This is a genomic window from Pseudomonas sp. Irchel 3E13, assembly GCF_900187455.1.
GTDB lineage: Bacteria > Pseudomonadota > Gammaproteobacteria > Pseudomonadales > Pseudomonadaceae > Aquipseudomonas.
The window spans coordinates 98,674-111,382 of record NZ_FYDX01000012.1; the positions used below are offsets into that span (position 1 = coordinate 98,674).

Sequence of the window (12,709 nt, forward strand, 5' to 3'; positions counted from 1 at the left end):
TTAGTTCAGCAGGCTCGGCCTGGAAGAGTCTTCTGCAGGGGCGTCACCGACCCGAGTGACGATGTAAATCTCTGTCGCCTGACCTGGTTCAAGCATGTTCCGTGGCCATGCTGCAGCTGCTGCCAGCTGAGGGTGCGTGCACGAGGTCTCATCGAACATGACCGGCACAGAAGACGCGTTACGCGCTACGCCGATCACAGCTTTGAAGTTGTGCCCCATGACAATTTGTGCCCGCGAAAAATCGAAACTAATACCGTCCTGGAAGCAGGCTGGAATCGTGTCTGTGCGGTTCAACTTGCCCATTGAATAGCCCTTGGGAATACCGCCCAAGGCGAGAGCACGCATGATCCCCTTGATGGATTCCATATAGGGCTGGCCCTCCTCCCACTTCTTAGCCTGCCCCGAATAGCGGAACCCACCCTGCCCTGCCGGCACGCCACTTCCGCCGGCACTAGGCAATTGCCCGATGATCAGGTTGGCTTGAATAGGAGGGATCTTTCGCGGCGCCAGTGTGAGGCTGATGGCCACCGACTCATCGTTACTCGGCGTGATGTACATGGCGATCGGAGATGGGTCTTGAGTCGAGATGTAAACGACGTTGCCCTTAACCTCGAAGACGCTCTGCGAAACCGTCTGCACGATTGGCTTCTCAAAGGGAGTGACGATTCGGTTAAGGTGCCCGACTGCCACAGGAACGATGGTATTCACGCCAGGCTGGACGACAACGTCCTCCAGCGAGGAAACCGTCGCCGGCGACTCCCCGCCCCCTGCCGAGGTTTTGGCTACTGATGCTGGAACCTCCTGCAAGTCACCCCCACGGCCGCCGCCAGAAACCTGCATCAAGTCGCCGTCCTTCTTCGCCGCAGGACTGGAAGGCTTTACTGGAGCTGGAGCTGGAGCTGCAGCAGCAGGCGCCGGATGTACTGGTGGGTTTTGTGCAGGTGCTTCTGCAAGGGCCGCCCGCGCAGCCGCCTCGCCATCCTCCATGCCATAGTCGGCAGGGTTTACTGACCGCGGCGAAGCTTCGACAACCATCGTTTCCTTCGATGCACTAGGCATCTGAGGGATCTTAAGCTCACGCGCATGGACCGATTGAACAGCCGCAAACGCAGTGATTATCAGGGCCAGTTTCACTTGTTTACATTTCATTCGTTTGTTCCATTCGCTTGCGTGCTTGGGCTGTTTTCTCTTGTCGGCGAATTACGTCTTCTGTTTTGGGCTTACCTTCATATGTATCGATGTAAGTAAGAACAGGCTTGTAATTTTTAACTTTCAAATCCAGCTCGTAAGTGACGTTCTTCGGAACAGGCTTGCCATTCGGACCGGTCATGAAGGAACGACCAGTCACGTAAAACTTTTTGTTATTTTCACGATCGCGAAGAACATCTTTGGGCTGGAACCGAAGCGTTACGCGGTCCTGACGAATTTGCAGGACCTGAGCTTCGATTTTGTTCACTACATCCTGATAAATATCAGTATCCAGCAACGGCTCGATCGACTTACGAATCACCTTCGAAGACGAAGGTGTAACGTTCCCAAGTCGATCGGCAATATAGAGAGCCCACCCCTCTACGAATTCATCAGAAGCAGATGACTCATCTACCCAGGCACGCTCCGCCAAAGTTGGCGGCTGCATATCGATCACGGTATTTTTGTTCAACCAGCCAACAATGGCTAGCAGGTCGATCGCCAACAAGGCAATGACCATCCCTCGCAGGAATTTGTTTTCCGACACCGTTCCTCGGAACGTACGCTTAAAATTGTCAATCAGCATGGACGCCTCAATGGAACTCACGGATAAATGGGTTAGGGATCGTACGGGACTTCGCACCAGTCAATCCGGTAAACCAATAAATCATGTGCACCATAAAACCATCAGGATGATCATCGCGGTACTTTCGATACCAGCGGGTCAATAAGAACCCGCCGATAGTACAAACCGCCGCGTAACCAGTGAACATCCCAAACACAAGGCCAATGCCAATTGGTGCAACTTCATCAGCCTGCCAGAAGAGCAAATGGGGAGGATCGTCAACATATTGAGGAATGCGAATTGGCTGCATTTAGTTGTTAGCTCCGGAACCTTGAACAATTTTCGTCATGGTTTTCATAACTTCTTCTGGCGTTACCGCACCAGGGAGGATGACCTGTTTGCCAGTTGGGTTATGGCGAACAATTGTCGTCGGGGTCTGCTTTATATCGAGAGCGATTGCTTCTTGAAAATCAGATTTAACTTTTTCGTAGAAGTCTTCGTTGTCCATACACTTAGAAAGTTCGGCCCCATTCAGGCCAATACTTTCGGCGATCACGCTCAACGGCTTTTCAGTACCCGTTCCGTTACCTGGTGTTGAACTGAAGATGGCCCCGGCCATGCGGTAGAACGCATCATTCCCGCCCTGTGCCGCTGCGCACTCTGCCGCGAATGCCTCGCGCCGAGATGCATCGCCGTGGATAGGAACGTGCTTGAAGACAACTGAGATGTTGCCTCTGGAACCGTCTGCCAGTGCTTTGGGGACGGGGAAATACTGCTTGCAGAATGAGCACTCGAAATCCGAGTACTCGATCAGCGTGAATTGCGCGTTAGGGTCGCCATAACGGCGGTCAATCTTTGCCGGCTGGACCTCTCGCTTTTGCGGCCGACCAGGCGTCGAAGAATCTTCTCCACGCAACGCTGCTGCAATACGGCTCTCTTCGATAACCAAGTCGAGCGCATCACGCTTGAATGCCCAGGGCTTGATTTTGGCGAATTGATCATTGACCTGGTTAGAGAGACCCACGGCCTGTTCAACCTTGTGATTAGCCAGGGCGAGGGAAGCCACGGACACCACAAGGGCCAGGGATGAAAGGGTGAGTGCTACGACGATTTTTTTTTCCATGAGATACCTCAGCCATTGAGATCATGGTGAGGTCCACCGCAAGCGTTTTGGGCTGAGTCCGACCCACTCGAAGGGTCAAAATAAAATGCCCCGCAAATCAGGGCATTTTTACAACTGCACATCACAAGCGTTTGGGCAGATTGCCTATCAAAAGCCCGCAGGCGATCGGCAGCATGGTGATGATCACAACAGGGATGATCATTGGCGGAATGGGTACAGGTGCAATGAAGCTCACACACAAACTCGCGACAATGAAGGCGATGATCTTTGAGCTGTACGTGTTGAGAAAGGGTGACGTATGCCGGAACGTGTACCTTTTTATGTTCCAGCTCATGTAACCGCCGAAAATTGACGGGAGAATAATCACTGCCATATAAGGCAACCACATCAAAAGCAATAGTATCCGGTAATACACATGGTATATCACCTTCGAAAGAGCCTCGCCACGGCTTTCAATAAAACTGAACCACACCCTACCCAGGCCCTCCCACGCCTTTGAACGCTCGCGCTCTTCGGGTGTAGGCACGAAAAAGCTCTTCACCATTGAGTTGAGGCCTGAGTCCAAATTCACCTTTGTGTAAAGAGCATTGGTTCTACCAATCAAGTTATCATGCTGCTCTTTACCCATAAGCGCCTCCCCCCAGTCCTGCTCCATAATGATTGCAGTATCGATGAATTGGTTTGGCACCAGGCACACGATCAGAATAATTTCGATAAAAATGAAGACTATGGTTGTCCATAGTCCCTTAGGCATTTTCTCTTCAACATCTGCCACTTCAATCTTCCTTAATGGCTTGCCAGACTCTACCGATAGAAGAACCTTCTGGCATGAGGATCTGTTCGATCCTCAACCGCGCATCGGAGTGGCACTCACTTTTCACAACGCCATCCAGCAAACCCTTGATCTCTAAAACTGTATCCGTCGGCGTTGGCTCTTTAAGGAGAATGGTCGTAAGACCGCTCAAAAATGGGTCGAGAAACGATATCAAGCGCGCCCTGTCACTCTCACCCAGGTACGATTGGTAGGATGCCAAACACCGCCTCAGGAGCTCTACACATTCCGGCGTGGTTGACTCCAACCCGGCCAACTCCAGTGCCTTGGGGACAATATCTACTGCAGTCGGCCAGTCCGCCTCCAGGATATTGAGGATGAGTCGTGCTTTTTCATCCTTGGAAACCATGTTTGTCACTGTTTTAATACGCGATCGCACGATTATGCAGCCTCTTTAACTAGCAGCTTTGCGCGCTCAACTGCTTTATCGTAATTTTTAGGACGGGTCAAAACAGGAATCTTCCCTTTCTCGACTCTTCCGCCGGCAAGAATTGCCAAGAACTCAAGGTTTGGAATCTGTCCAAACAGTTGCGACGGGAACAACTCACCCTCTTCATCCATCAAGCGCTCACCCACATTAAGTGAGTGCATGTGCGGATCATCTTTAGTTGAGTTACCCTGAGTCCTCATGACGTACTTGTAGTATGTCGGCGGGATCATTTTCGCAATATATTCTTGTGTCTCTTGGTCAGTAATACGAAGTGCAATTACATGGTTAACGTTACCCAGCACTTGTCGCGCTTTTGCTGGCGATCCCATCCGAGCCTCAAAGTCCGCAATTGTCTGGGTAGCGACACACAACCGCATGCCCGCACCACGGCCTTTGTTCAGAAGTTGCACAAGCTGGTCGTTTACGGTTTCTGCTGCTTCATCCACGAAGATATTAACCGGCCTGCGCTTCAAGACCTCTGGGTCTTCGAAGTTGTAGCGCTGTCCGGCAACCGCCGCCAAGTCAGCCAGGAAAATAGAGCCAATGGCCGAACCGACCATGTTGTCGGATAGCGAATCCAGACCCATGTAGAGCACTTCAGCGCCCTGGATAACCTTGCTCGAGTCTGTGATGTCACGCTCGTCTTCAGGGTCATCCATGTTCGGAGATAGGATGGGGCCCATGTGTCCGGCAGTCAGCATGTTCAGTACTGGCAGCAGCGAGGCAATCATCTTGCCGAAGTGCGCCTTGTCATGTTCGAACATGGAGAGCAGCCCTTCCAGGTCTGAACTCGGCGCAAGCGGAACGATTTCAGTCCGATACAGCTGCAACAGAGCCTTAGCTCGCATTTCGTCTGTTTGGGCTTTACTCAATGCAAGCCGGGCTAGCACTTCATAATGAGGGTGCACCCTGGATCCATAAGCCGTGATAGCGAGGATCACTAGCGGTGCCAGACCACCTTCGAGCGTGCGTCGGAGTTCAACCAGTGTCGGCAGCGTCCCGCACAACAACTGAGCCTGGATAACGTTGTTGAGAGCCATCTGCGCAAAGGCCTGGAACGGATCCCCGCCCTCGGATTTCATGAGTGCGGCAATGCGCGATGCCACCTCGGTAGCCCGACCGAAGTTTTTGGTTGGCGAGATCCGAACGCTTTTCTCTGGGAATGCTGGGTGGAAGTATTTGAACCGCTCCGGCCGCCCCGAAAGCTCACAAGCCCGCTTGGCGTTCTCCGCAAGTTCTTTATCCCCTTTAGGGTCGATTATGATTACAGCCTCTCCGCGCAAGATGGCCTGGCTGATCAAAATATCGAACTGCCGGGTCTTACCCGAGCCTGTGGTGCCGGCAATCAGCATATGAAGTGAGGAGAGGTCTTCCTTCAACTCAATAGGCCTATCTGGTTGCATCGAGATGCCGTGAATCCATGACGAGCCCATGAAGCCTTCGGGCACCTTGGGCATCAATTTCGTGATGTCGCGCTTGAGCAGTTCAAACACCTGCTGCCCTTCACTCTGCGTCCACCTGAAGCCTGTGCCGAGAAAGAGGCTCCCGCGCTTTGTGAGCATCTGCTCAATTAACTCATCCTGCCCCATCATCACAGCAGGTTTCGCTTTCAGTCCTTGCCTCACCCGGTAGAGATGTACGGCAGCCGGAATGCGCCGCAAGGCAAAGCCACCCATAACAAACATCGATAGATAAAAGGGCTGCGGAGGAAGATCAGTGAGCAGGTGCACGGCGCTCGTCGCCGCCATGCCCAGGACCCAACCGCTCGCCTCAAAGGCCTCAAAGTTAGGCCTCCATGGCATCTCATACGCCCATTCACTCATCGCTTTTAGTCCGCCAATTCAATGACGTGATTGTTCCTGACTAAGAGGTATTGATGGGTGGCTATTAGCGCCCTCTTTAGGGTCGGTTCATCAACTTGGAGAGCATTCGAAAGCTCGCTGAGCTTCCTCGGCGGTATGCTGACAACCCGCCTCCCATTGAGCTCAGACTCCTTGCAGAGCGCCAGTGCAGCTACAGCTATACGTCTAAGGTTTTGCGCCTCAACCTCGTTCCTAGCAGTTGCTAAAGAATGTTGGTACTTACCGTTAGTGAGGTACTCAAACACCTCCCCCAAGTAGCAATTGAGCATGACGCTTTTCGGCGCCTTGCGATTCATGGTCCCGGTGAAGTCATCCCAAAGCCACATAGCCTTCTGCAACCTGGGCAAATCATCAAAGATAAAACCCGGGCCGACGAACTCGAGGTTTGGTTTGAAGCTAACCATCGATACGTTCTTGTCCAGGTGCTCTGCGTACCATCTCAGCGACCTGGTCAGCTCTGGCGTGAGGGCGAGAAACTCCTCGTACTCGGCGGCTCGTTGTGCCGAGCACTCATAGCCATTGAACGGTCCAGAAAGGGCTAAAGATTCTTCTGGCAAGGGCACAATATCGACGGGGGTACGCTGAAGCTGACTTCGAGGCTTCCTTGGCTGACCTACCTTGATTGCTGTGGATGCTGCAGCGTTATCTTTTGAAATGCTGATACCTGGCCCAACCCCAGACTGGGCCACCCTTTGTACCGTTTTGGGTTTGGTCGCCTCTCGAACCGGAGCCTTGCCCCCAAGCTCTGGTTGCGCCACCTGCAGCTGCACCACATCAAACTCAAAGGCAGCTTCCGGTACCGGTTGAGGTGGCGGCAGTTCCATTTTGAGTGGGGCGGCGACAGGCTCGGGCTCGGGCTCGGGCTCGGGCTCGGGCTCGGGCTCGGGCAGCATCACGCTGGAGCTCATTACAGGCAAGTCGAACGCCCCAATCGGGCGTTGCTCCTGATCGAAGCCTTCAGCCCCGTAGAACCCCTCAGGCGCCTGGTCATGGATAATCGGTGGATGGGCCAGACTCACAGCAAAGATAGGCTCCTCGTGCACAGTCTCCGCGCTCACATCCGACGCATACAGCAACCGCTCCATGTCTTTCGGCAAACTGACAGAAATTGGCGATCCGGCCGGCAGATCGCCAAGATGATCAAGTGACACGTCGAGCGTGAGGTCTCCGAACGTAAATTCGTCCATCCCAGCAAGCTCAGCTGGAATGACCATTCGTACGTCGCTCTTTTGAGTCTGCTGCGCCGCGGGATGGACAGGGCGCTCGACCGGAATTGGATTTTCCAGCCCTCGCTCCTGCGGCCCCGTGCTGGAATGCACCGCAGTTGTCCTGGACGCAATCGCAGCATGCTTTTCAGCGGACTCTTTCTCGGCCGGGTGCTGTACCAGGCTTCGATCTGGAATTGCCATCCCCGCCATCTCAAGCACGTCATCATCGATGTCTGCGAAGTTGTAGGCGTACTCAGCATCACGCGCAGAATCAGAATCAGGTCGTGCAGCACCCGACGACACCCTGCCCATGGCCGAGGTGGTGCTGTAGGCAGATTCGATTTCATCTGTCTGTGGCAACGCATCCTGGAAAGGTGCAGGCAGTCCCGACCACTCATCATCCCCAGAGAAACGCTGAGCATCGTGGTCACCAATCGACGGTAAGTCTGCCAATTCGCCTGCAGGTCCGTTGACCGGCTTGTTCTCAGTATTGTGGACAAGCTGCGGAGCGCTTGGCTTCTTATTACCCGGGCTTGGCTGTTTGGCCTTTCCGACAGATTTGGCGGCAACCTCCCGACCTCCGACCTTGATACCGTCGGCGCTGGGCAGATGTGTACCAGTCACCACGATACCAGGCAAAGCTGTTTCAGCTTTTGTTGGGGCTCCTACAATTTTGATCTGCGGAGCTGGTAGCGCCCCCAACGCCACTCTCTCAAGCGTGGCGCTGACCGGCTTTGACCGCTGGTTTGTCTGCGCCGGCGGGGGCGCCCCTGTGGTGGCGGTCGATGGACGCTGTCCTGGTACTGGAACTGGTGATGGCACTGGTGTTGGTGTTGGTGTTGGTGTTGGTGCAGCTGGGGCTGATGCCTTTGGCGGCAGGTTCCCAAACGGGTCGGGGGCCCCTGTAGGAGCAGAGAAATCCGGAACAGCCAAGGATGGTGCACTGAAAATTTCAGAGGCTGGCCTTGGAGCAAAGGTATCAACCGTAGCGCTGTCCAAGGAGAACATTGGCTCCATAGATACAGGAGCGCTTGCGCCGGGAGCCGGGAATGCAACCCCTGAATCGCCCGCCTGCAATGGCAGCCCGCCTTCGCCCGACACACCAATGCCTGCGTTTGAATTTGCCTCGAACCTGAACTCATGCTCCCCCTCACCCACTACACCAGAAATGGACTGTGGAACTGGCTCGAACGGGAATAGCAGGTTGGAGGCCGCCAACCTGACGCACTTCAGCTTGATCGGCTTGCTTCCGCCCTTGCTGAGCACGTCTGGGAACACTGGCCAGTAAATCGACCCATCAGGCGATCGCTCCAGAATATTATGGTCAAGCAGCATCTCACCCAGTGCATCTGCACTGCGTGGCACGGCTTTTACGCCCTTCTGGTACAGCTCCTCAGTGATGTCCTTCACGCCTGCCACCCAGGCGACGTAAATCCCATCACCCAGAATCCAAATCCGACTGCCCGGCTCGTTGGCCAACCAGCTGCCATTGCTCTTGAGGTGGCGCATTGTGTCGACGACCAAAGAGGCAACCGGCACACCGATGCCCATCGCAGATTGACCTGATGCGTCGCCCCCGTACTTTCTAAGATCGGCCGCCACGGAGGTAGAGTCAGCCTTGATCACCAGGCCGGTCAGGATGCTTTTTTCGTCCTGGCACGCTATGGCGTTGATCATTGCCAGGTACAGGTCCTGACCACCCTCCATGAGCCATAGCCGCAAATCTTTGTGCAACAACCGGTCAATCATGGTCGTCGAGAGATGCTTATGGACATCGTGGCGATTGGGGTTCCAGCGGAAAAAGTAGCGGTCAACGTTATTTTCTTCAGCCCACTCAGGGATCGTGTTGGCCACGGGCTGCCAGATCTTGTCCGTGGATGCATCGGTGACCTGCAGGTCGAACAGCGGCTTACCAACGTCATGCAGTAGCGCAGCGAGCACGGCGGCAGCGCTCCATTTATCCCTTCGCTTGATGCGCAAGGCCGGGTACTTATCATGGTCAAAGACAGTGACCTGACAAGCGTTGAGAGCGTGGACTGCCACTTCGAGGGAGTGAGCGAGCAAGCCGCCTGAGCCGCGGTGGTGATGCGCCTGGGACGCCGGGAGCATGTGTGCGAAGCTGGCGAATCCGTCTAGGACAGGCATGATCAGTCGGTTGAATTCGCTGGGTGTTAGTCCAATACCGCTGGAAATTGCTCGTACCTTGGCGGCATGGTTGCTTAGCAGGTACTTCCCCGGAACTCTGGCCGGAAGCCCCTTCAGAAACGGAGGGTACTTGAGCAAGGATTCGTCACCATGCATCAGATGCTTCTGAAGTTCCGGGTCCTCGAGCTCCAGCTCTTGCATTTGGCTAATGGAAAGACTGCCTTTGCCGTCACGCTCAGTGTTTACAGGGGCCGGAGAAATCAACCCCCTTAAAAATTTTAGAAATTGCATTGCAGTCCTCCTCATGCATGCATTTTGTCTACAAGTTGGATGAGGAGAGCCTTAATCCATACCAATTCGCGGGTCGGACTACGCCCACCCTCCCATGCTCTCCCCCACATAATCCCTCTCACACACCACGGGAGGGCGATATGCTCCGGACTAAGGCAATACTGATCGCGGCAGCTGCATTTCTTGCGGCTTGCTCCAGCTCGCACAAACACCAATATGACCATGTGACCGATAACGCCGCGGCCTACGTACCGGTTCGAATCGCCCATGAGTTCTACAGCAGTTGGGGTCATGACGGCCGTGGTGGAGCGGCTCTGAGAAAACCGGCCTATCAGCATGTGATGGGCAGCGAAGACGTGGTTATGACCACTCAGGGGAACTACGCTGAGCTGCGATCTGGGCAGGGCAGCAGTGTTGTGGTCACTGCGCTGAATCACGGCTTGAACAAGGCCATTGACCAGGCCTTGATCATCTCTCCCGCGGCGAGTGCTCCAGCGCCACGGGTTGCAGCACTAAATTCCAGCCAAGATGAGTACGAGCGGGCCTATCGGAAACTTTGCCGGGGTGCTGGAATGGAGATGACCGAGCGAGAGTGGGAAATTGTCGCTCAGGGCGGCCCTAAAGGAATCCCCGCATCCTTGCGAGGTAAATGCTTCCAAGGCAAATGACACCCGGTACCGCACACCGCCCCGAAAGGGGCCCTCTTATCCTGGGATCAACCCGATAAGCCGCCAATAGGCGCGTGAGTCGAAGGTTGCCAACCCGAGCAAGACCCCGGCCAAGGCCCCGATCACCATAACAACTACCAGCAGCTGCTTGATAGGCACCCCCCAGAGCAACTGGCCACTCCACGCCCTTTTCAATCGCTCCGCAAACCTGTGCCAACGCCCGTCAGGGATCAGCAGGTCCAGGGAAGCCATGCGTTTACTGCTGACCGCATCAGCAGTGACCATCTCTTCAATAATCCCGAGGGTTGCTTTGCTGCCCGTAGATTCCTCATGAGCCCTAACCAAGGATCTCAGAGAAACCCTCACCTTGAGTGGTTTCGGATGTTTTACAGCCACTCCTGCGCGTCCCATCAAAGCACCTCACCTGTTGTGTTTCAGGGACCGTAACAAAAATCAACCCCGTAATAGTCTCAATTCGCCACCATTCGGGGGTCCGAAGTGGCCCTTGCATATACAGAATTGACGGTAAGGTTGGCCGAGAACCGAAGAAGCACTTCGATGGCTCCCCGCGCACGCTGAGATGACCGGGACTCGATGAACATCGCTCTCGTGTTCGGCCCAGTGGATTTGATTCCACCTCACGCCGCCTCACATTTACATAAGCGAACTACGACGATGACGGATCTTGAACAGTACGACGAAGACAGCGTAGAGCACGGTGAACAAGCCCAGCTCGCTAATGACTTATCGACCTTTTGCGAAGCAGCTGTCGCAGGAGGTAACAGCGGAAGCGTTGGGGAGACCAACCTCACCTGGTTGGCCTTGGAACTGATCGAGGAACAAGAGGGTTTCAACCTACGTGACTACAGCCGGGAGGACACAATACAACACATCGAACGTTTGGCTGCCGCGTGGTCGCGCAGTGAACAGTTCCAGCCTCTGGAGGTAAAGATTGTCAACGGGCACTGCTACGTCCGTGACGGTCACTGCCGGCTGCGCGCAGCGAAACTGGCGGCAGAACGCGGGGCCCCAATCAAACGGTTGCCGGTCATCGAACTCAAGGGCAGTGATCAGTTGGCCACCGTTCGCATCCTGACTTCGAACGAACAGTTGAAAATCACCATCATCCAACGCGCCAGAGGGTATCAACGTCTGCGTGACTTCGGATTTTCTGATGGCCAGATCGCAGTGTACGTCGGCAGGACCGACACCAGTGTTCGCGAAAGCATACGCTTGCTGCTCTTACCTGAGTCAGTCCAGGAACTGCTTGAAAAGGGGATCATCAAGCCATTCCTTGCCCTGGATCTCTGGCGGAAGTATGGCAGCGCGAGCGAGAAAATCATCCTCGACGCCTATGAGGCTCGCCAGAAGGAGCAGGCGCTTTTACTTGCAACGACACCACCCTCTGCCCAGTCCACAACTGAAAACGCGACCACCCCGAATGGCACTGAGAAGGCTGGTAACGAGCCCGACCAGGCCGCCCCTCCCCAGGCTGAAAACTCTGCTGAACCTGCAGCGCCGGTCCTACCGCCAATCCGACTTACCAGTCGCAACATACAGGCCCCGACGAAGCGCATCGGCAAAAAGCTGATCACGAATATGACTACCACCATGACCGGCATTTCTCGGCACATGCGCGAGTCAGCGGTGATCAACGCCCAATCGGGGAGCGTTTCGGTTCAAATTCCGATCGAAGAGTACGAACGCTTTATCTCGATCTCCAATGAGGTGTCTACGCACCGCGATGATGGCGGTGCACCCGCCGTGGGCGAGGATAAGAGCCAGCTGAATATGAGCCTCGCCAGCTAAACCGGAGTGACGCAAAAGGGGGAGCCAGAAGATACTTCTGACTCCCCCTTTTTCATTGGCAGGTTATCGAACCCTGCGGCCTACCGGGCACATTGCCTTTTTCGAGCAGCCCGCACAGACAGTCTCATTCGGGTGTCTTGGCGCGGCCCGAAGGCCTTCGCAACGCAGCGCCCAATACCTGTTCCATAGCGAAATTATTTGAGCGCTGTTGAGCAGTGCTACAGGTTTGTAAATCGTGCGCGAGGGGCCGGCGATCCGGATGTAACCTGTACCTGAAACGGGTAGATTCCTCCCGAACAACGCCTGTGACTGGCGAGCTAAGATGAAGGCATAAACGCTCAGCTGGATCACGTCCTTCATGTAGACCATCTCCCGCCGCCTGCGCTTGGTGTCCACAGGCACCAGCCAGCCATTAACCAGAAACACCTGATCCCCACGACCGTGCAAAGGCACTGGAATTTCGGTAGCCAGATCGCGTTCGGACAGCACTACCCGACCACCACGCAACGCGTCGGGAAGGTTCTCACTCCATGCACCGATTGCACGATTCATACACTCACCAATTATTTCTTCACACCACTACAGTAC

General features: G+C 54.8%; 11 protein-coding genes. 2 read left to right on the forward strand and 9 right to left on the reverse strand.

The features are described from left to right. The 8 genes from CKW37_RS21425 to mobH form a co-directional block, all read right to left on the reverse strand. Entirely contained in the window at positions 1-1,149 is a 1,149-nt protein-coding gene (locus CKW37_RS21425; RefSeq protein ID WP_095158203.1) for a type-F conjugative transfer system secretin TraK, read from the reverse strand. Further along, positions 1,139-1,774, reverse strand: a complete 636-nt coding sequence (locus CKW37_RS21430) for a TraE/TraK family type IV conjugative transfer system protein (RefSeq protein WP_095158205.1) — start codon at positions 1,772-1,774, stop codon at positions 1,139-1,141. The genes CKW37_RS21425 and CKW37_RS21430 overlap by 11 nt, the downstream gene beginning before the upstream one ends. Before the next feature lie 7 nt (positions 1,775-1,781). Continuing rightward, positions 1,782-2,063, reverse strand: coding sequence for a type IV conjugative transfer system protein TraL (traL, locus tag CKW37_RS21435; RefSeq protein WP_095158206.1), 282 nt, complete (start codon positions 2,061-2,063; stop codon positions 1,782-1,784). Further along, positions 2,064-2,876, reverse strand: coding sequence for a thioredoxin domain-containing protein (locus CKW37_RS21440; RefSeq protein ID WP_095158208.1), 813 nt, complete (start codon positions 2,874-2,876; stop codon positions 2,064-2,066). Positions 2,877-2,997: 121 nt separating this feature from the next. Then, on the reverse strand, positions 2,998-3,651 hold the full coding sequence (locus tag CKW37_RS21445) for a DUF4400 domain-containing protein (RefSeq protein WP_095158210.1): 654 nt from the start codon (positions 3,649-3,651) through the stop codon (positions 2,998-3,000). Position 3,652: 1 nt separating this feature from the next. After that, positions 3,653-4,057, reverse strand: coding sequence for a hypothetical protein (locus tag CKW37_RS21450; RefSeq protein ID WP_095158212.1), 405 nt, complete (start codon positions 4,055-4,057; stop codon positions 3,653-3,655). Positions 4,058-4,089: 32 nt separating this feature from the next. After that, entirely contained in the window at positions 4,090-5,961 is a 1,872-nt protein-coding gene (traD, locus tag CKW37_RS21455; RefSeq protein ID WP_095158214.1) for a conjugative transfer system coupling protein TraD, read from the reverse strand. Between the two features lie 5 nt (positions 5,962-5,966). Next, complete coding sequence (gene mobH, locus CKW37_RS21460; protein ID WP_159985291.1) at positions 5,967-9,644, reverse strand: MobH family relaxase; 3,678 nt, start codon at positions 9,642-9,644, stop codon at positions 5,967-5,969. 140 nt (positions 9,645-9,784) lie between these two features. Between mobH and CKW37_RS21465 the strand changes: the two genes are divergently transcribed. Continuing rightward, a complete protein-coding gene (locus CKW37_RS21465; RefSeq protein ID WP_095158218.1) occupies positions 9,785-10,312 on the forward strand; it encodes a hypothetical protein in 528 nt (175 codons plus the stop codon). Between the two features lie 594 nt (positions 10,313-10,906). Next, the gene (locus tag CKW37_RS21475) at positions 10,907-12,121 is read left to right on the forward strand and encodes a hypothetical protein (protein WP_256587822.1); all 1,215 of its coding nucleotides are present in this window, start codon (positions 10,907-10,909) and stop codon (positions 12,119-12,121) included. Between the two features lie 63 nt (positions 12,122-12,184). Here the strand turns inward: CKW37_RS21475 and CKW37_RS32550 are convergent, their stop codons facing one another. Then, positions 12,185-12,673 (reverse strand): PD-(D/E)XK nuclease family protein, encoded by a 489-nt coding sequence (locus tag CKW37_RS32550; protein WP_143502071.1) that lies wholly within the window; start codon positions 12,671-12,673, stop codon positions 12,185-12,187. Positions 12,674-12,709: the final 36 nt, after the last annotated feature.